19 protein-coding genes are annotated in these 19115 nt (G+C 33.4%); 4 read left to right on the forward strand and 15 right to left on the reverse strand.

What is annotated here, in order from left to right:
• Nucleotides 1-80 precede the first annotated feature (80 nt).
• The 12 genes from QO190_RS00005 to QO190_RS00060 form a co-directional block, all read right to left on the reverse strand.
• On the reverse strand, nt 81-737 hold the full coding sequence (locus QO190_RS00005) for a CPBP family intramembrane glutamic endopeptidase (protein WP_371460627.1): 657 nt from the start codon (nt 735-737) through the stop codon (nt 81-83).
• 108 nt (nt 738-845) lie between these two features.
• A complete protein-coding gene (gene prfA / locus QO190_RS00010) occupies nt 846-1928 on the reverse strand; it encodes a peptide chain release factor 1 (RefSeq protein ID WP_213190368.1) in 1083 nt (360 codons plus the stop codon).
• 169 nt (nt 1929-2097) lie between these two features.
• Complete coding sequence (locus tag QO190_RS00015; RefSeq protein WP_371460628.1) at nt 2098-2370, reverse strand: hypothetical protein; 273 nt, start codon at nt 2368-2370, stop codon at nt 2098-2100.
• 111 nt (nt 2371-2481) lie between these two features.
• A complete protein-coding gene (locus QO190_RS00020) occupies nt 2482-4089 on the reverse strand; it encodes a fumarate hydratase (protein WP_371460629.1) in 1608 nt (535 codons plus the stop codon).
• Nucleotides 4090-4290: 201 nt separating this feature from the next.
• Nucleotides 4291-4998, reverse strand: a complete 708-nt coding sequence (locus tag QO190_RS00025; RefSeq protein ID WP_371460630.1) for an ABC transporter ATP-binding protein — start codon at nt 4996-4998, stop codon at nt 4291-4293.
• 195 nt (nt 4999-5193) lie between these two features.
• Entirely contained in the window at nt 5194-6654 is a 1461-nt protein-coding gene (locus QO190_RS00030) for a DUF5687 family protein (RefSeq protein ID WP_371460631.1), read from the reverse strand.
• A gap of 49 nt (nt 6655-6703) precedes the next feature.
• Nucleotides 6704-8353 (reverse strand): DNA repair protein RecN, encoded by a 1650-nt coding sequence (gene recN / locus QO190_RS00035; protein ID WP_371460632.1) that lies wholly within the window; start codon nt 8351-8353, stop codon nt 6704-6706.
• 99 nt (nt 8354-8452) lie between these two features.
• On the reverse strand, nt 8453-9355 hold the full coding sequence (locus QO190_RS00040; RefSeq protein ID WP_371460633.1) for a DUF4835 family protein: 903 nt from the start codon (nt 9353-9355) through the stop codon (nt 8453-8455).
• Nucleotides 9356-9382: 27 nt separating this feature from the next.
• Nucleotides 9383-10585: a bifunctional phosphopantothenoylcysteine decarboxylase/phosphopantothenate--cysteine ligase CoaBC gene (gene coaBC, locus QO190_RS00045; protein WP_371460635.1), complete on the reverse strand. Its 1203-nt coding sequence runs from the start codon at nt 10583-10585 to the stop codon at nt 9383-9385.
• 212 nt (nt 10586-10797) lie between these two features.
• A complete protein-coding gene (locus QO190_RS00050; protein ID WP_371460637.1) occupies nt 10798-11118 on the reverse strand; it encodes a DNA-directed RNA polymerase subunit omega in 321 nt (106 codons plus the stop codon).
• 38 nt (nt 11119-11156) lie between these two features.
• On the reverse strand, nt 11157-12131 hold the full coding sequence (locus QO190_RS00055; protein WP_069800392.1) for an outer membrane protein assembly factor BamD: 975 nt from the start codon (nt 12129-12131) through the stop codon (nt 11157-11159).
• Nucleotides 12132-12237: 106 nt separating this feature from the next.
• Nucleotides 12238-12861: a TetR/AcrR family transcriptional regulator gene (locus QO190_RS00060; RefSeq protein ID WP_371460639.1), complete on the reverse strand. Its 624-nt coding sequence runs from the start codon at nt 12859-12861 to the stop codon at nt 12238-12240.
• A 101-nt stretch (nt 12862-12962) separates the two neighbouring features.
• Here QO190_RS00060 and QO190_RS00065 point away from each other — a divergent pair, with 101 nt between their 5' ends.
• The 4 genes from QO190_RS00065 to QO190_RS00080 all read left to right on the forward strand — a co-directional run bounded on the left by QO190_RS00065 (nt 12963) and on the right by QO190_RS00080 (nt 15508).
• Nucleotides 12963-13592 carry a TatD family hydrolase gene (locus QO190_RS00065; protein ID WP_371460640.1) on the forward strand — a complete coding sequence of 210 codons (630 nt, stop codon included), beginning with the start codon at nt 12963-12965 and terminating at the stop codon, nt 13590-13592.
• Nucleotides 13593-13646: 54 nt separating this feature from the next.
• Nucleotides 13647-14372: a ThiF family adenylyltransferase gene (locus QO190_RS00070; protein ID WP_371460642.1), complete on the forward strand. Its 726-nt coding sequence runs from the start codon at nt 13647-13649 to the stop codon at nt 14370-14372.
• Nucleotides 14373-14472: 100 nt separating this feature from the next.
• Nucleotides 14473-14841 (forward strand): ribonuclease P protein component, encoded by a 369-nt coding sequence (rnpA, locus tag QO190_RS00075; protein ID WP_371460643.1) that lies wholly within the window; start codon nt 14473-14475, stop codon nt 14839-14841.
• Nucleotides 14842-14899: 58 nt separating this feature from the next.
• Nucleotides 14900-15508, forward strand: a complete 609-nt coding sequence (locus QO190_RS00080) for a DUF4126 domain-containing protein (protein WP_371460644.1) — start codon at nt 14900-14902, stop codon at nt 15506-15508.
• A 57-nt stretch (nt 15509-15565) separates the two neighbouring features.
• Here QO190_RS00080 and QO190_RS00085 read toward each other — a convergent pair whose 3' ends face one another.
• The 3 genes from QO190_RS00085 to QO190_RS00095 are packed head-to-tail and all read right to left on the reverse strand — an operon-like array spanning nt 15566 to nt 19086.
• Nucleotides 15566-17233 carry a hypothetical protein gene (locus QO190_RS00085; protein ID WP_371460645.1) on the reverse strand — a complete coding sequence of 556 codons (1668 nt, stop codon included), beginning with the start codon at nt 17231-17233 and terminating at the stop codon, nt 15566-15568.
• Nucleotides 17234-17236: 3 nt separating this feature from the next.
• Entirely contained in the window at nt 17237-17803 is a 567-nt protein-coding gene (locus tag QO190_RS00090) for an LptE family protein (RefSeq protein ID WP_371460646.1), read from the reverse strand.
• Complete coding sequence (locus tag QO190_RS00095; RefSeq protein ID WP_371460647.1) at nt 17803-19086, reverse strand: sigma-54 interaction domain-containing protein; 1284 nt, start codon at nt 19084-19086, stop codon at nt 17803-17805. Before QO190_RS00095 ends, QO190_RS00090 begins: the two co-directional genes overlap by 1 nt.
• Between the last annotated feature and the right edge of the window lie 29 nt (nt 19087-19115).

Below are 19115 nucleotides of genomic sequence, written 5' to 3' on the forward strand. Positions count from 1 at the left end.
GCAAAAACGTTTTTACTTTGGTTTAATTATTTATTTTTGTCCTATAATCTGTATCGGTTTTTTAGGACTAGTCATTTCAATTAAATTTCAGTTTTTGAAGCAAAAATTTTGTCTTTCAGTAAAATAAAGATAAATACAACTACTAAGATAAATAGGCAGAGAATGGTATTAAACCCAATTTTTGATGCTATTTCTTGTGTTTTTATTACTTCGTGACTGATGTAAAAAACACAATTCCCTGCCCAATGCATGGCTGAAGTTACCCAAAGTTTTTTGGTTACCAATATAGGAATGGCAAAAATTACACCTAATAAAAAGAGATAAGCAATAGTTTCAAAACCGTTTCCTAGTTTATAAATGTGGTTCAAAACATAGAAAACCGCCGAAAATAAAACGAAAAAAACGCTACCTATTTTGGAATGCAAATGTTTAAAGAGCAAACCTCGTGTTAAAATATCTTCTGATGTAGAAGAGAAAATTAATCCAAAAACAAAAGGAAGAGATGTCTTAATAATTGTGCTTATATCAGGAATTTCAGTTATTTTTTCAATTCCAAAAGAAATTCCAATCAAATACGAAATTCCATACAGCAGAACACCAAAGAAAATCCCTAAAGCAATTTGCAATACAAAACCACCTTTTATAGAAAGTCCCCATGTAGATAGCCCTCCTTTGTCATACCATTTCCCGAGAAAAAAAGCAGTGCCAAAAAACAAAAATTGAAATGCCAAAAACATTGTCGCATTGTTTTTAAACACTATAAAAAATTCAGCTAAATGATATAAGGCAAAAAGAAGAACCAACGATAAAACAAAAATGAAATTTTTATTTTTCATTGGTATCCATTAAATTTCCTCTTGACCTTTCATTTTCTCTGCATTTTCTGCCATAATCACAGCATCCATCATTTCTTGGATATCGCCATTCATATAAGCATCTAAATTGTAGATAGATTTGTTGATTCTGTGGTCGGTAACTCTACCTTGAGGATAATTGTAAGTTTTAATTTTTGCAGAACGGTCACCGGTAGAAACCATCGTTTTACGTTGTGCTGCAATATCTCCTACCACTTCCTGTAATTTAATATCATACAATTTTGCACGAAGCATTTCCATCGCTAACTCTCTGTTTGCCAGCTGAGAACGCGCTTGTTGACAAACCACCACAATTCCTGAAGGTTTGTGCGTCAATTGAACTTTCGTTTCAACTTTGTTTACGTTTTGTCCACCAGCTCCACCAGAACGAGAGGTTTGCATCTCAATATCTGCTGGGTTAATTTCCACATCTACTTCTTCCGCTTCTGGTAAAACCGCAATCGTAATCGCCGAAGTATGCACTCTACCTTGAGATTCTGTCTCAGGAACTCTCTGAACACGGTGAACTCCCGATTCAAATTTCATAATTCCGTAAACACCTTCTCCTTCTACTTTCATCACGAGTTCTTTGTAACCTTTAGAAGCTTCAGAAGAATCGGTAACCTCGTGTCTCCAACCTTTGGTTTTGAAATACATGGTGTACATTCTGTACATATCTTCCACGAAAATCGCAGCTTCGTCGCCACCAGTTCCGGCGCGCATTTCTAGGATAATATTTTTATCATCTGCAGGATCTTTTGGGATTAAAAGAACTTTTAATTCTTCTTCCAATCCTGGAATTTTTTCTAAAGCTTCGTTTTTTTCGATTTTTGCTAATTCTACAAAATCCTTATCAGAACCATCTGCAATGATTTCGTCTGATTCTTCAATCGTATTTAATGCTTGCATATACTCATCAAAAACTTTCACGATTTTTCCCAAATCGCTGTATTCTTTGTTGAGCTGACCATATCTTTTTTGGTCAGTAATCACATCTGGTTGTATAATTAAATCAGCAACCTCGTTATAACGTTGCTTAATTGCTTGAAGTTTTGGGATTAAACTTTTTGACATAGTCTAAAATTATTTGGGTACAAAGATAAGGAATTTTGCTTGGATGTTAGAAGTTAGATGTAAGGATGAAAAAAATCTGCCCAGAAAAACTGAACAGATTTTAAATATATTTTGTTTTGCTTTGATATTACTTTTCTCAAATTCAGGGAGAAAAGCAATGTCACCTCAATTAATGATGACCAGCGTGTAAATAAGGGCCGTCTCCTTTTGGTTGGTTGTAGATTACTTCTACACCTTCTTGCTCTAGAAGAGTTTTTCTTCTGATATCTTCTGGGTTAAATTTCTTTGTTTTCCCGAAATATTCAGCTAAACCTTCTGTTAACCACATAGGAATCACTACTCCGAAAAACATAAAGATACACCAAAATCCAACTAAAAACATGGTTAGAAAATATACAGTCCAAAGAAACTGATAAACTGGCCAAAATCCTGCTAAAAACATAATTTCTATTATTTTAGGCAAAAATATAACATTTTTTTAATCGACAAAAGTTTTTTTATTGAATTTTGCCGCATACTGCTAAATCTCCACCGAATTTTTACCTTTTCTTCATTAATGAGCTAAAGTTGCAAAGAAATCATTGCCTTTATCATCTGTAATAATAAACGCAGGGAAATCTTTCACTTCAATTTTTCTTACCGCTTCCATTCCTAATTCTGGGAAATCTACTACTTCTACCGAAAGAATATTTTCTTTCGCCAAAATTGCAGCAGGACCACCAATAGAACCTAAATAGAAACCGCCGTATTTTGCACAAGCATTGGTTACATCTTTGCTCCTATTGCCTTTAGCAAGCATAATCATACTTCCACCATTTTTCTGGAATTCGTCTACATAAACGTCCATTCTTCCCGCAGTTGTAGGCCCGAAACTTCCACTTGGCATTCCTTCTGGAGTTTTGGCAGGACCTGCGTAATAAATTGGGTGATTTTTAAAATATTCTGGCATTGGTTTTCCAGCATCTAATAATTCTTTGATTTTTGCATGAGCAATATCTCTTGCAACAATCAGCGTTCCGTTCAGTTTCAAACGAGTTTTGATTGGATATTTAGACAATTCTGCCAAAATTTCTGGCATTGGCTTGTTCAAATCTATTTCCACAGCTGGTTCTAAATGAGGAGCTGTTTCTGGTAAATATTGTGCTGGATTTGTTTCTAATTGCTCCAAGAAGATTCCGTCTTTGGTAATTTTACCTTTGATATTTCTGTCTGCAGAACAAGAAACGCCCATTCCAACAGGACAAGAAGCGGCGTGTCTCGGTAATCTGATAACTCGAACATCGTGTGTTAAGTATTTTCCACCAAATTGCGCCCCGATTGCTGATTCCTGACAAATTTCTTGCACTCTTTTTTCCCATTCTAAATCTCTGAACGCTTGACCAGCCATATTTCCTTCTGTAGGAAGGTTGTCATAATATTTTGCAGATGCTTTTTTCACCGCTGCTAAATTGGCTTCAGCAGAAGTTCCACCAATAACTAATGCTAAATGATAAGGCGGACAAGCTGCAGTTCCTAAATCCATAATTTTTTCGCGGATAAATTCTTCTAAAGATTTATCGTTCAATAGAGATTTTGTTTTTTGATACAAGAAAGTTTTATTCGCAGAACCTCCTCCTTTTGTCAAGAATAAAAATTCGTAATAATTTCCTTTTTTTGCATAAATATCAATTTGTGCAGGAAGATTAGAACCCGAATTTTTCTCTTCGAACATGCTCAAAGGAACAATCTGAGAATATCTTAAGTTTCTATTTTTATAAGTGTTATAAATTCCTCGGCTTAAAAATTCTCCGTCATCAACTCCAGTGTAAACATTTTCTCCTTTTTTTGCTACCACAATTGCAGTTCCTGTATCTTGACAAGAAGGTAATGCACCTTCTACCGCAACTGCAGCATTTTGCAACAAATTATACGCTACAAATCTATCATTATCAGTAGCTTCTGGATCATCTATAATTCTGCGTAAACTTGCCAAATGCTCAGAACGAAGCATAAAAGAAACATCTTCCATTGCTTTTTCCGCCAAAAGCTCTAAACCTTTTGGATCAACGGTTAAGATTTCTCTATCACCTAATTGTTCTACTTTTACGTAATCTGAAGTGAGTTTTTTATAAACAGTGTCATCCTTTAGAATTGGATACGGATCTTGGTAAATAAAGTCCATTTTATTTTTGATTTACGATTTTTGATTTACGATTTTTGAAGCTAAAAACCTTCTCTTTCATCTTCAAAATTGAAGTGTAAATTTACGAAATAAATCAAATAAAGGAAAGATAATATTGCGAGTATTAAAACAAAAAAACCTTTCTGCGTTCTATGCAAAAGCAAAAAACGCAGAAAGTGTTGGTTCTTAAAAAAAGCTAGTCTACAAACTTACTTGACTAGCAAAATATTCTTCTAATTCTTTCAAGGTCTCAGAATTGGTAGAAATATCTTTTACCACTACACCTTTATTGATGGCTACAATTCGGTTGCAAACTTCTGTAGTGTGCGCCAAATCATGGCTAGAAATCAAGAAAGTGACTTCTGCATTTTGAGAAAGCACTTTAATCAAATTTTTTAGTTTAATCTGTGTAGAAGGATCCAAATTCGCGAAAGGTTCATCTAAAACAATGATTTCTGGATTGCCAATTAAAGCGCCTACAATTCCTACTTTTTTCTGATTTCCTTTCGATAAATCTCTGATGTATTTTCTAGCATTGAGAATTTCTCCATTAAATAAATCTTCGAATTGTTTTAGAAATTCGTCTACAGAAGCTTTGTTTTGACCGCGCAACTCGCCTAAAAAGTAAAAATATTCTTCTGGAGTAAGATAACCAATTAAGAAACTGTCATCTATAAATGCAGAAACTTTATTTTTCCAATTTTCTGACTTATTCACCTGAATTCCATCAATTTGAATGCTTCCTGAACTGGGTTCAATTAAATCTAAAAGCAAGCTAAAGAGCGTGGTTTTTCCTGCTCCGTTATTTCCTACCAAACCGAAAGTTTCGCCTTTGGGAATAGTAAGTCCTTGTATATTAAGCACTTTTGCGGTTCCGTAAACTTTAGAAATATTTTGAATGTTTATCATGATAGTAATTGGTATTTAGTAGTTGGTAGTTGGTATTTAGTAATTGGTATTTGGTATATTTATTTTGGTTGTGATTTTGCGTGAGGGCGTAACTGGAAATCCTTTTTTGTAAAAAAAGATTGGAAGTGTAGACCGACTTTTTTGCTTTGGCTCTGTAAGAAAGCTTGGAAAAAAGGCACGCCCAAATTCTAATCATTATTTTTTAAAAGCCGCGATGGTAGAATATTTTTCGGTTCTGTAGATTTTTACAATGATGTTGAAAATTTTATCTCGAAGTAGAAACCCTATCAATCCTAGAATTCCTAAACTCATAACCGCTGGAGTCATTCCGAAGAAATATTTCATCGCTCCGAAAACAGCCATTGGTAAAACCATTTGTGGCAATAAAAGAAAGAGAATTTTAATATTGAAATTGTTTTGTCCGCTGGTGAAACCTTTCGAAGCAGAGTTCAAATCAATCGGTTTTTTATTGTAAGCTCCCGCCAATAAAGTGAGGTAAGAATTGACTCCTAAATTATATAAACCTGCCGCAAAAATGGTAAAATAAAATTCCCAACTGATGAATGCATAACCGACTGCTAAAATCATAGAAACCGAAATCGCAATCACAAAAAGCGCCCATTTTGCTTTGAGAAAATCTTTGTAAGGAACATTTTGCGTCATCATCAGAGGATAATAAGAACTGTCCCAAGCTGGAACTCTTTGTCCGAACATAAAATTAAAACCGCCTGTTACAAAAATCCCTAGAAAAACTTGCATGAAACTGGTGTTGTAACCTTTGCTAAAGAAAAGTAACCCGTAAAAAAGGAATAAAACTCCTCCAATTAAAGCACTTCTCGCCGCTTTACTTCTTTTAATCAATCGAATATCATTGTTGATAAAAGTTCCTAATGTACCGTATTTATTGAGGAAAGCAATGTTTTCGGTTTTTCCTGCCGCTTTTTTCATTTCTAAACCTCTGTCCAGATACAAATTCTTTTTGATGAAAGAAAAAGTATAAATCGCCAAAACCAGCAATACAACAATCGGAATAATAAAGAAGCCAATATTTTGATACAATCCATAGAAAATGCTCTCAGAAATCGCTAAAACATCTATAATTTCAAAGTAATGCAATCCACCAATAATCGCCATCAATCCAAAAAGACTGTACATCAGCTTATCACTTTTATTGATAATGGTGTTGACAAACGTATTGATAAAAACCATAGAAATACAAGCTGCGAAATAGAGCAAAACGGTTACTACATTTAGATTCCCTTTAAAAATTAAAAGCGCTGCAAATGGTATCGCAAAAAGTAAAAACGCCCAACTGAAGAATGAAACTAAAATTTTCACTAGGGTGTAACCTGCAATTTGATTTTTAGAAATTTTCAAGGTGAGAAAGGGCTTGATATTTTCCGCAGGAAGTTGCTGCATAAAATATTTCAACAACAAATCGATGGCAATATACACTAAGAAAATCCGGCTAAAAAGTTGAATCGGTTCGTAACCTACTTTTTTCGCTCCGAAATACACACCCAAAGCTCCGCCTACAAAAATAAGCGCCAAATATGCGTACATAAACAGCATTCCTATTTTCATTAAGATTCCCGCAGCAAATTGCGGGCTTCTCACAAAACTTTTGAGTTCAAGTTGTAGAAATTTTAGAAACATAATCGTTTTTCAATCATTAGTTTCTAAAACTATATTTTCGTTACAAAATTTATTGCATGAGTTCTTTTGCCTGAAGAATTGCGGCATCTGTAATCTTGCTTCCAGAAAGCAATTGTGCAATTTCTGTAAGTTTTTCTTCTTGATTAAGTGGCAAAATTCTGGTTTGGGTTTTTCCTTCAATATCAGATTTTTGCACTTTATAATTATCATTTCCTTTTGCCGCAACTTGCGCAAGGTGAGTAATGACTATCAACTGCATATTTTCTGCCATTTCTTGCATTACATTGCCCATTTCATCGGCAATTCTTCCAGAAACACCCGTGTCTATTTCGTCTAAAATAAGCGTAGGAAGTTCTGCATTTTCTGCCATGAATTTTTTAATCGAAAGCATCACTCTGCTTCTTTCACCACCAGAAATGGCATTTTGAATCGGTTTCAAGGCAAATCCAGCATTCGCTTGGAATAACAATTGGATTTTCTCCGTTCCGAATTTACCGAATTCTTTCGTTGAAGAGAGTTCCACTTCTACTTTAGCTTTTTCTAGTCCTAATTGATGTAAAAGTGATTCTACTTTTTCTACAAAAACTGGAGCCGTTTGTTTTCTGTTTTTAGATAAAATTTCAGCTTTTTTAAGCAAAGACTGAGAAGCTTCAGTAATTTCTTTTTCTAATTGAGCAATCTTATTTTCTATGTCTTCAAAAGAATTCTTTTCTAAAGAAAGTTCTTCTTTGATTTTCAATAAATCTTCTATATCTGAAACTTTGTGTTTTAGAAAAAGTGCATTGATTTTATCATTTTGCTCTTGTAAAACCAATAAATCTTCAGGATTTGCATCTAGTTTTTCGGCTTCATTTTGCAATTGAAAGAGAATATCTTTGAACTCTACATAGTTTTCTTCTAATCTTGCATTGAGCTCAGAAAACTGCAAAGACAAGTCTGCGACTCTGCTCAATTTGTTTTTAACATCATAGAAACCATCGAACAAACCTACTTCTTCTTGGTCTGTTCTGGCAAAAATTTGAGCGAGCAATTCAGAAATCGCACCTTTGTTTTCTGCTAAAGAAATTTGGCTTTGCAGCAATTCATAATTCACCGTTTCTAATTGTGCTGCTTCTAATTCCTCCAACAAAAACAACTTGTAATCGCTCTCTTTATTTCCTTCGGAAAGTGTATTTTTCAGTTTTTCTAGTTCTCTTTGCTTTCTTTGAAATTCAAAATAATCATTCTGATAAGTTTCTATTAAATTTTTATTTTCAGAAAGTCCATCGATGATTTTAAACTGATATTCTTCGCTAAAAAGTTGAGAAGTTTCAAACTGAGAATGGATATCAATCAATCTCTCAGAAAGTTCTTTCAAAACGTCTAAAGTAACAGGAACATCATTCACAAAAGCTCTAGATTTCCCAGAAGGCAAAATTTCTCTTCGGATAATGGTATCTACTTCAAAATCTAAATCATTTTCCTCGAAGAAAATTTTCAAAGATTCAGAAATTTTAAATTCCGCTTCAACTACACTTTTCGTTGAGAAGTCAGAAATGCTTTTAGAATCCGCTCTTTCTCCTAAAATAAGTCTCAAAGCACCCAAAATAATAGATTTACCAGCGCCTGTTTCGCCAGTAATCACTTGTAAACCTTTCTTAAAATTGATTTCAAGTTGGTCTATCAATGCAAAATTTTGGATGTAAATTCTTGATAACATTATTTAAAGAATACTTATTTGAGTTGCGTTTTCGAGCCTGTAAAAATAGTGTAAATTTCAGAAAATTCAAACCACAAAAGCGTAGCTCTAAGATTCATTTTACTTCCATTTATTCCACTTCGTGTCTATATCTTTTGGAGAGAATAAACTCATCAAATTTTTGAGCTGATTCATGTCTACACCTCCATTATTATTGGAATCGAAAATGTTATAAATTTCGTCTTTTTTGCTTTCTACAAAGAGGTTAAAAGGATAATTCATCTGGAAATTACTTTCGTAGAATTTAAGTCTCAAAATCTCATTTGCAATGGTTTGTTTCGTAGAAAATTGGTCTTGTTTGCCTAAATTATCTAAGCCCATTCTGTGATAATTATAGTAGAAATTTCTAAGCGTGGAATTTTGTTCAGACAAAATCGTAGCAATCAGCGCTCCTCTATTTCTAGGACTTTCTAATTGAGACCAACCCATATAGTTCTGATTTTGAGAATTTTGAGTAATCTGCATCGCTTTATCAAACCACGGAGTTCCGCCTTTCATTTGGTATGTATCTGCATCGTAACCTAAAATAAGGTAGACATAAAAACTCATCACATCAATCAAATTTTTCCCCGAAAATTGTCTTTCGTTAAAAACCATGTTCTGATTTTCTAGATATTCAAAAGAAAAATTGGTGTCATTAACATTAAGAATCGGCGTTTCATACTGCGTTCCATAAACAGGACGCACCGACTGAACCACCAAAGTTCCTTTGTAATTATTCCCGCTTTTTTCGACAAGAATGATTGAAAAATTGCATTTTATTTTTTCGTAGTTCTGAAATTTTTTGCCAGTCCAACTGGTTTTATTGATAAAGTCTTTCAGACTTTTCTCCATTGTTCTGAATAATTGCACGTTACTTCCGCCAATTTGTTGGTAATTAATCTGAACTTGGGCATTCAGTTCTTGCGCAAAACTAAATTGAGAAAGCAGTAAAAGTGCAAATATGTAAAGTAGTTTTTTCATTGAATTCTAAACGAATTTTTAAAAAATTTATTTCTTAAGTTGAGTTTCTACAAAATCTAAAATGTCTTTTGCCACTTCATCTTTAGATTTCAGAGAAAATTCTTTTTGTTCTGAATATGTTAAAATTTTAACCTTATTGGTGTCTTTTTGGAAACCAGCACCTTCATCACGAAGTGAATTAAGCACAATCATATCCAGATTTTTTTTCTGCAATTTGCTTTTGGCATTTTCTTCTTCATTCTTAGTTTCTAATGCAAAACCAACCAAAAACTGATGCGTTTTTTTCTCGCCCATCGTTTTCAAAATATCTGGATTTTTAACCAATTCTATGGTAAATTCTTCTTCAGATTTTTTTATTTTTTCTTTGGCAACGATTTTTGGGGCATAATCTGCAACAGCCGCACTTGCGATAGCAATATCTACCTTTTCATAGTATTTAAAAACCTCATCGTACATTTCTTTCGCCGAAGTTACTCTATGAATTTTAATATTTTTAGTGCTCGTTTTTTGTGAAGTAGGACCAGAAATTAAAATCACTTTTGCGCCACGTCTTACCGCTTCTTCAGCAAGCGAAAATCCCATTTTCCCCGAAGAATGATTGCCAATAAAACGAACTGGGTCTATTGCTTCATAGGTAGGTCCTGCTGTAATGAGAACGGTTTTTCCTTCTAAGTTTTTAGAATGATTTTGAGTAAAAAAATCTTCTATGTTTTGTAAAATAGTTTCTGGCTCCGCTAATCTTCCTTGACCTTCTAAACCAGAAGCCAATTCTCCAAATTCTGCTGGAATAATATAATGGCCAAATTTTTCTGCTTTTTCTAAATTTTCTTTGGTGGAAGGATGTGCATACATATCCAAATCCATTGCTGGAGCTATGAAAACCGGGCATTTTGCAGACAAATAAGTAGCAATTACCAAATTATCACAAATCCCATGAACCATTTTAGCCAAAGTATTTGCAGTACAAGGTGCTACCAATAATACATCGGCCCAAAGTGCGAGTTCTACATGAGAATTCCATGTTCCGTTTTGGTCATAAAAATCAGAATAAACTGCATTTTTAGAAAGCGTAGAAAGGATGACTTTTGTAACGAAATTTTCAGCAGAAGGTGTTAAAATAACTTTTACTTCTGCACCTTTTTTTACAAAATCTCTTACAAGGTAATTCATTTTGTAGGCTGCAATTCCGCCAGAAATTGCCAATAGAATTTTTTTACCTTTTAGAGCCATATGATTAGAATTTTAACTGAACGAATTTATGGTTTTTTTTTGAATTTTTATGGTTTATTTTAAACGCAAAGAATCTGCATCATTTACCTTTATTAAAGGCATTTCATTTAACAAAGCTTGCAAAGTTGAAAATCTAAAGATTTTCAAACATAAACTCAACAAAAAAGCCACAGAAAATCTGTGACTTTGTTTTTTATCCTAACAAATGTTGTTTATTTTTCTTCGGTTCTACGGAAATAAATTTCGTCATCTAACCATTCTCTAATGGCAATAGATGTAGGCTTCGGTAATCTTTCGTAGTTTTTAGAAATTTCAATTTGCTCTCTGTTTTCGAAAACTTCTTCCAGAGTAGAATTGTGCACCGCAAATTCGTCTAATTTTTGATGAAGTTCAGTTCTAATTTCAGCATTAATTTGTTCTGCTCTTTTTCCCATAATTACGATAGCTTCGTAGATAGAACCTACTTTTTCTTCGATTTTATCTTTATCGTATGTAATGGTGTTTACTTCTGCTTTTGTATCTTTTACGCTCATTTTGAGTGATTTATTTTTATTTTAGTTTGCAAAGATAATTAATTTCTTCTAATCTTGAAAGTAGCACCTGGTTCTGGTGTGCTAATTTTTGCACTATCTATTTTAATTTTATTCGCTTCTTGCTGATCTTTAACTTGTTTTTTAGCATCTTCCTTGGCTTCAGCTGCTTTTTGTTTTTCTGTAAATTCAGCTTTTCTAGCTTCTACTTCTTTTTGAAGTTTCGCAAATTCTACAACTTCTTTTTCTAGTTTTGCTCTTATATCAAGAGCTTCTTTGCTTAAATCTGAGTTTGGATATTCTCTTTCTACTTGTCTGGTAAATGCGATTGCACTTTCTAATCTTTCTTTTTTAAGGTCATAAATAGAATTGATCCCCAATTCTGATTTAGATTTTAAAATATAAGCGTAGATTTTAGATTTAAGCTTAGTTGCAGGAAAATCATTTAAAACGTTTTCAAAAGCAATGGTAGCTGCTTTATAATCTGCCATTTTAAAATATTGCCTTGCGTTTTCATAAGCCTTGAACTCTAATTTATAGTTCAGTTCATCAATTAAATCATTGATGTTTTTTGCTTTTTCTGAATTTGGATAATTATTTAAAAATTCTTGTAATTCATTAATCGCCGAAGTTGTATTACTCTGGTCTAAGTTATAATCCATAGAACCTTCGTAGTAACACAATGCAGACATATAAGCTGCTTCTTCTTTTCTAGGATCATTGGTAAACGTAACCGAGAAATTCTTGAATTGGTGTGCCGCTAGTTTATAGTTTTTGTCGTAATAATTAGCATACGCAGATTTATAAACCACTTCTGGAGCATCATCTGTTCCTGCCACCAAATTGGTTAATCTTTCGTAAAGCGCAAGTGCGTCTGTCCATTTCTTTTTTTCGTATTTTTCATTGGCAACTTTCATTATAAAATCTTTATCAGCAGATTTCATTGCCAAATCATATTGTTTGTTACAAGACAAAAGCAAAAAAGCGATTGCGAATAATGAGAATATTTTTTTCATAAATAAAAGTAAGGAAATCTTTCTATAATGTTCCCTTTATCAGTTTGCAAAAATAAAACTTTTTTTGTCAAAAGATTTATTTTAAGATACTTTAACGCAAATAAGGTTAAATTTGATATCCTAAAAGCGAGAAAACACAAAGATTGAGATGGTTTTTCAGTTTTTTTTCGGCATTAGCTAGGTAATCTTCGTCGTTACCTTTTAAATAAATTTCGTAATAATTTTTATTCCTAATGGTAAATACAATGGTTCCAATGATGGTAGAAACTATATCTTCTGATTTTGCAGCTCTTTTAAAAACGCCACTTACAATACCTTTCTGCACTACATCTTCTAGAACTTTAGTAAACGTTTGGTAGAATTCTAGCAACGTACCTTTCACTCTATCTTGATGTCTGAGTTCTTGCGTCACAAAACCATGAAAATAATTGAATTTAAATAACTGTTTAGTTACGAAATTAATAATTTCTTTGAGTTGCATCTCTGGTTTTCCGTCTTTTATGGTTTGGGTAAATTCAGCAAATGTTTCTCTGGTTTTCTGTACTCTATATTGGTAAAGATTTACCATCATTTTCTCTTTAGAGCCGAAGTAATAAGAAATCATCGCCACGTTGATATTCGCTTTAGCAGAGATATCACGAACGGAAGTCCCTTCAAAACCTTTCTGTGCAATAAGCTCTTCCGCGATTTCTAGAATATGAATTTGCTTTTCGGTAAATTTTTTCTTCATTCTCTAATTTGTTGAAAAGTAAAGATATAAAAAACTTTTTCTCATGCAAACAAATGTTTAATACTTTGTTTAATTTTTTAACCGATTTCATATCTTTGAATATGAATTTTTTCAACTTCCATCATCATAACCCACAAATCTCTTACGGAATTTATAATTCTACGCCAGAAGAAAAGATTCCAGAGCATTATTTTTCGGTGGGAATTCATCCGCAAAGCATTGATGAACACTGGGAAAATGATTTAGAAAACCTAAAAATCATTTCTCAAAATCCAAAATGTTTAGCCATTGGAGAATGTGGTTTGGATGCTTTGGTAAACATCGATGAAAATCTACAGAAAAAAGTTTTCGAAGCACAAATTCTTTGGGCAAATCAAATTCAAAAACCGGTTATCATTCATTGCGTAAGGAAATTTCAAGAATTAATTCCTTTTCAAAAAATTGCACAAATTCCATTAATTATTCATGGTTTTAATAAGAAAAAAGCAATTGCTGATGAGATGCTAAAACATGGTTTTTATCTAAGTTTTGGAAAATCTGTACTTCACAACTTATCTTTGCAAACTACATTGAAAGAAATTCCTTTAGAAAAAATATTTTTAGAAACAGATGATGCAGATTTTGACATTGCAGAATTGTATCTAAAAGCAGCTGAAATCAAGGAAATTTCTGTAGAAAAACTACAAGAACAGATTTCTAAAAATTTAGAAATTTTAAACATTCAGTTTTAATTAAGTGATTAAGAAAATCTTTGCGCTCTTTGCGTGAAAAAATAAAATTAGAAAATGACAGATTGGTTACAACGTTCGGAACTGCTCGTAAAAAAAGAAGGCTTAGAAACCTTGAAAAACGCTAAAGTTTTAGTGGTTGGTTTAGGTGGAGTGGGTTCTTTTGCAGCAGAATTTTTGGCAAGAGCTGGAGTTGGAAATATGACAATTGTAGACGGAGACATTGTAGATATCACCAACATAAACAGACAGTTACCCGCTTTACATTCTACTGTAGGAAAGGATAAAGTAGAAATCGTTGCAGAGAGAATTTTAGACATCAATCCTGAAATTAATTTGGTTAAAATCAATGAATTTCTGTCACCTGAAAGAATGGACGAAATTTTAGAAGAAAACAAATTTGATTACGTCTTAGATTGTATAGACAGTGTTTCGCCGAAATTAGCCTTGATTAAAGCTTGTAGAAGAAGAAAGATAAAACTGGTTTCATCAATGGGAGCTGGTGGAAAAACCGACCCAAGTAAAGTTTTGGTAAGAGATTTAAGCAAAACCAATAATTGTTACCTTGCCAAGCAAATCAGAAAAAGATTGAAAAAAGAAGGAATTACCAAAGGTTTCAGATGTGTTTTTTCTACAGAAATTCAAAAAGAAGAAAGTCTAAAACTCACCGATGGAAGCAATTTTAAAAAATCTTTTTACGGAACCATCAGTTTTATGCCTGCACTTTTTGGTTTAAATGCTGCCGCAGAAGTGATTAATTTTTTATTAAAAAGTGAAAAGTGAATCTTTCCTACGGAAAGAGAATGGTGAATTATAAAATTGACTGTAAAAGAAATTCACTTGCAAAGCAAAATTCACAAATTAATTGACAAAATTTTATATTTTGAATTTTAAATATCCCAGAGAAGAAAAACTCAAGCAAAAAAATGACATTTCCTTACTTTTTGAGAAAGGAAAATGGAAAACTTGCGGAAATTTGAGAGTGATTTCTTACCAAATAGATGCTTCGACTTCGCTCAGCATGACAACTCAACATAAAGTTGGCGTTTCTGTTTCTAAGAGATATTTTAAAAAAGCAGTTCACAGAAATAGAATCAAAAGACTTTTGCGCGAAGTTTATAGACTCAATAAAGCTCAGTTTTTAGAAAAATTTGGCGAAAATTCCTTAACCATGTTGTTCTACATTTCACCTACTCTTCCGAAAAATTATCAAGAAATAGAAGAAGAATTTTTAAAACTTCTCAAAAAATAAAAATCAATAGCACGTTTTTTGTAATTTAGTTTGCACAAATAATAAACTATTACACAAAATGTTAGACAACATTCCTTATCTTCCTTACTTCATCAGTGCATTTATTGGCATTGGTTTAGCTGCAGCTTCTGGCTTTAGAGTTTTCTTGCCTATGTTTGCTGTAAGTCTCGCTTCTTATATGGGTTGGATTCCCATGAACGAAAATTTTCAATGGTTGGCTGGTTTACCTACGCTCATCACTACAGGAATTGCCACTGTGGTAGAAATTTTAGCATATTATATTCCGTACGTTGACCATTTATTAGACACCGCTTCTGTTCCCTTGGCTACAATTGCAGGTTCTATCATGTTTGCTGCGCAATTCACAGATTTAGGAACGTTTCCAACTTGGGCACTTGCATTAATTGCAGGTGGAGGAACTGCCGCCGCAATTAGTTCAGGATTTGCAGGAACACGAGCCGCTTCTACTACTACAACTGGTGGACTCGGAAATTCTGTAGTTGCCACCACCGAAACAGCAGGAGCAGGAATGATGACTTTTTTAGCTTTAGCAGCTCCCGTAATTGCGTTTTTGGTAGCGATTGCCCTTGTTATTGTAGTCTTTATTTTAGGAAGGAAAATCTGGAATAAATTAAGAGGAAATCTGAAACCTGAAGAAACTTTATAAACAAATCGTTAGTCTAATTCAATAAAAAAACTCCAAGAAATTCTTGGAGTTTTTGTTTTATTTACCTTGCTTTAAATCTTTGATTTCTTGAATTTTATCTTTGAAATCTTCGGCTTTTTCTGGATGCTTATTTTGAAGGATTTCGTAAGCTTTAATTGCTTTGGTGTACAATCTTTGTTCGGTGTAAAGTTTTGCCAAAGTTTCAGTCATCAAATGAGAGATGTCGTCATTTTTTTCTTTTACGACAAAGCTAACTTCTTCTTTTAACTGAGAAATTTTAGGATTTTCTTCAATGAATTTATCGATGATTTCTGCTTTTTTCTCAATGACTTTTACTGGGATATTTTCAGGAGTTTTAACCATTGACCGGTCAATTTTAAGCCAACTTTGCCAAGTATTTACAAAATCTGGAACGTTGCTAATGTTTTCTTCCACCGAAACTGCTTCTACTTGATTTTCAAGAGTTTGAACTGGAGTTTCTTGGACGTTATTTTTTAAGAAAGACGTATTTAGAATAGATTTTTCAACAGGTTTTTCTGCTATTTTAACTTCTTCTAAAACCTCTTTTTTCAATTCGATTGGTGCAACTTCTTCTACCATTTTCTTCTCTTCTGTGATTGCAATTTCTGGTTTTACCTCAACTGGTTTTTCGGTAGCTTTCGGTTGAGAAACTGCTGGTTTTTTAATCATAGAATCCAGTGGATTCATCACAAAATTCATCGGTTTCCAATCGGTATGAATTTCTTCTACAATTTCTTCTTTTTCTTCCGTCAAAATAGGAGTATTAATTACTTGAGGCTCTTCTTTTTCAATCGTCATTTCCGTATTTTCCTCTATAATCTCTGTTTTTTCTGGTGCTGAAATGTTCCATTCTGGAGTTTTTTCAGATGGAATTTCTGCAGATTTTATTTTTTCTTCAGTTGGTTTTTCTTCAATAATTGGTGCAGGAATTTCTGCTGTTGGTTCAGATTTCGGTTCTTCTTTTGGAGTAGAAGGAACGGTGAATTTTACGTTTGGCAAGAAACTTTCGAAACCATTAAAACTGATATCCGAAGGTTTTACAGACGTAATTTCCTTGTCATCTGATTGATCAATATGCTCAAAAACCGTTTCTTTACTGAAATTAAGGTCTTCTTCTCTCGTTTTGAACGCAATTTCTATATTTTCTTCTTCCGATTTTTCTTGCTCAAGCAATTGATTTTCAATTTCTAGAATCTCCAATTCTTTCAGAACTTCGAACTCATTTTCTTTTTTGTCAAGAATCGGCGCTTCTAATTCAGTATCACCTACTACACTTTTCGGATGCGTAACTACAGGTTTTTCTGCCTCTATTTTTTCTACCGTTTCGGTTAAATTTTCAGAAGAATTCTTAGTGATATTTTGCTCTGGAACCTCAACGATTTTTACAGGTTCTTCAATGGTTTTTTCAACTTCATATTCAGTTTTAGCGAGTACAATTTTCTTGAATTTCGTCAATTCTTTTTTCTCTTCTTCCTTCTTTTTATTGATGAAAGTGTAGAGAATTTTTTTATCCGTAGTATACGCTGCGGTTTTTGTTAGTTCTTTTTGGTAATTTTCAGCATCGAAATTAAAAATCGCCGAAAGATGCAAAGTTCTGATACTCTGCATGTAAGGGAATTTAGAAATTTCATTCTGAAGAAGCGAAATGTCTTCTCTAGAAATATTTTCTGGGCGCTGAAGCAATTCTAAAACTCGTGCATTCATCTTTTACCAATTGGCTACAATATCGTTAAAAATTTTATTGATAATCCTTTCGTTTACCAATTTCACTTGAGAAGTTTCTATGGCATTAATATCTAAATCACTACTGAAAACCGCTTCGTCTGAATACGTTCTATCAAAACTTGCTTCTGGAAACTTACTGTTTTCGTAATGAACTTTTACCGTAATGGTAAGTTTATTTTGTGCCGCTTGAATATTTCCACCATCAGTAGTAACTGGTGTAGAAATAGTGGTAGGCGAAATGCTGTAATCTGTAATTTCTCCTTCAATAAGAACATCAGGATTTTCCGTAGTTCCCTTTAAACCAGACCTTTGCAAAAATCTATTTTGAAGAGCAATAGAAAATTCTTGACTTAAATTGGCATTCACCAAAGCTGCATTATTAGGGAAATTTTTAATCTGAATGGTTTTTTCGTCGTGATTCAAAGAATTCCCTGTAAAACTATAGCAAGAAGAAAAAAGAGCCAAGGAAAAGAAACCCAAGAATAAAACTCCAAAAATTTTAAAATTTTTGGCTTGAAATCTGAAATTTAAAATCTGAAATCTTTTCATTAATCTTCTAAATTATATTGTTTTATTTTTCTGTAAAGTGTTCTCTGAGAAATTCCCAATTCATCAGCAGCCTTATTTCTTCTGCCTTTGTGTTTTTCGAGCGCTTTTACAATTAAATCTCTCTCATTATTGATTAAAGAAAGAGACTCTTCTTTTGGTTCTTCTTCTAAATCTATATCTTCTACCCCATTCTCGTACTCCTCGGTATCATTATAAAAATTAGGAGTTGGCGCAGCTGGTTGATCTTCGTAATACAAAATAGAACTTGTATTAACCGGTTGGGTTTCAGTTTTAAAAACTCTACCGATTAAATCTTGCTCATGATGCGAAAAACTCTGATTTCCTCTATTCTTAATCAGTTCCGAAGTTAAGGATTTTAAATCATTTAAATCATTTCTCATGTCAAAAAGAATTTTGTACATGATTTCTCTTTCTGAACCGAAATCTGCTCCTGAATTCCCTGAATTTCCACCTCTGGAAACCACAGCAGGAAGTTGAGCATTCATCGGAATATATTCTGCTAATTTAGTAGAATTTACGCTTCTGTTTTGTTCTACCACCGTCATTTGTTCCACTAAATTTCTCAACTGACGTATATTTCCTGGGAAAGTATAATTTTCTAAATATTTAACGCCATCATCTGTCAATTGCAACTCTGGCATTCTGTATTTTTCGGCAAAATCAATGGCGAATTTTCTGAAAAGCAAATGAATATCTCCTTTTCTTTCTCTCAAAGGCGGCATATCAATCTGAACCGTATTGAGACGATAGTACAAATCTTCTCTGAATCTGCCATCTTCAATCGCTTTCATCATATTTACATTAGTCGCAGCTACGATTCTCACATTGGTTTTTTGAACCTGAGAAGAACCCACTTTCATAAATTCTCCACTTTCTAAAACTCTGAGAAGTCTTACTTGAGTTTGTAACGGAAGTTCACCTACTTCATCTAAGAAAATCGTTCCACCATCTGCTACTTCGAAATAACCTTTTCTGGTAGAAGTTGCGCCTGTAAAAGCTCCTTTTTCGTGCCCAAAAAGCTCTGAATCTATCGTTCCTTCCGGGATTGCACCACAGTTTACCACAATATATGGTTGGTGTTTTCTGCGAGATTCGCTATGAATAATTTTCGGGATATGTTCTTTACCAACTCCAGATTCTCCGATAACCAAAACGGAAATATCTGTGGGCGCCACCTGAATTGCTTTTTCTATGGCACGGTTAAGTGCGGGAAAATTCCCTATAATTCCGAAACGGTTTTTTATGGATTGTAAGTCGCTCATAATTTTGAGATTTGAGGTTTAGTGTTTTA

The organism is Cloacibacterium sp. Arc13 (assembly GCF_041431305.1).
GTDB lineage: Bacteria > Bacteroidota > Bacteroidia > Flavobacteriales > Weeksellaceae > Cloacibacterium > Cloacibacterium caeni_B.

Excerpts from the sequence above, each read along its gene's own strand:
- QO190_RS00030 (WP_371460631.1), bottom strand. The coding sequence starts at position 6,654 with ATGTTTCTAAAATTTCTACAACTTGAACTCAAAAGTTTTGTGAGAAGC.
- QO190_RS00070 (WP_371460642.1), top strand. The coding sequence starts at position 13,647 with ATGACAGATTGGTTACAACGTTCGGAACTGCTCGTAAAAAAAGAAGGC.
- QO190_RS00025 (WP_371460630.1), bottom strand. The coding sequence starts at position 4,998 with ATGATAAACATTCAAAATATTTCTAAAGTTTACGGAACCGCAAAAGTG.
- prfA (WP_213190368.1), bottom strand. The coding sequence starts at position 1,928 with ATGTCAAAAAGTTTAATCCCAAAACTTCAAGCAATTAAGCAACGTTAT.
- QO190_RS00090 (WP_371460646.1), bottom strand. The coding sequence starts at position 17,803 with ATGAAAAGATTTCAGATTTTAAATTTCAGATTTCAAGCCAAAAATTTT.
- QO190_RS00085 (WP_371460645.1), bottom strand. The coding sequence starts at position 17,233 with ATGAATGCACGAGTTTTAGAATTGCTTCAGCGCCCAGAAAATATTTCT.
- QO190_RS00040 (WP_371460633.1), bottom strand. The coding sequence starts at position 9,355 with ATGAAAAAACTACTTTACATATTTGCACTTTTACTGCTTTCTCAATTT.
- QO190_RS00005 (WP_371460627.1), bottom strand. The coding sequence starts at position 737 with ATGTTTTTGGCATTTCAATTTTTGTTTTTTGGCACTGCTTTTTTTCTC.
- coaBC (WP_371460635.1), bottom strand. The coding sequence starts at position 10,585 with ATGGCTCTAAAAGGTAAAAAAATTCTATTGGCAATTTCTGGCGGAATT.
- QO190_RS00060 (WP_371460639.1), bottom strand. The coding sequence starts at position 12,861 with ATGAAGAAAAAATTTACCGAAAAGCAAATTCATATTCTAGAAATCGCG.
- recN (WP_371460632.1), bottom strand. The coding sequence starts at position 8,353 with ATGTTATCAAGAATTTACATCCAAAATTTTGCATTGATAGACCAACTT.
- QO190_RS00050 (WP_371460637.1), bottom strand. The coding sequence starts at position 11,118 with ATGAGCGTAAAAGATACAAAAGCAGAAGTAAACACCATTACATACGAT.
- QO190_RS00020 (WP_371460629.1), bottom strand. The coding sequence starts at position 4,089 with ATGGACTTTATTTACCAAGATCCGTATCCAATTCTAAAGGATGACACT.
- QO190_RS00055 (WP_069800392.1), bottom strand. The coding sequence starts at position 12,131 with ATGAAAAAAATATTCTCATTATTCGCAATCGCTTTTTTGCTTTTGTCT.
- QO190_RS00095 (WP_371460647.1), bottom strand. The coding sequence starts at position 19,086 with ATGAGCGACTTACAATCCATAAAAAACCGTTTCGGAATTATAGGGAAT.
- QO190_RS00065 (WP_371460640.1), top strand. The coding sequence starts at position 12,963 with ATGAATTTTTTCAACTTCCATCATCATAACCCACAAATCTCTTACGGA.
- QO190_RS00015 (WP_371460628.1), bottom strand. The coding sequence starts at position 2,370 with ATGTTTTTAGCAGGATTTTGGCCAGTTTATCAGTTTCTTTGGACTGTA.
- QO190_RS00080 (WP_371460644.1), top strand. The coding sequence starts at position 14,900 with ATGTTAGACAACATTCCTTATCTTCCTTACTTCATCAGTGCATTTATT.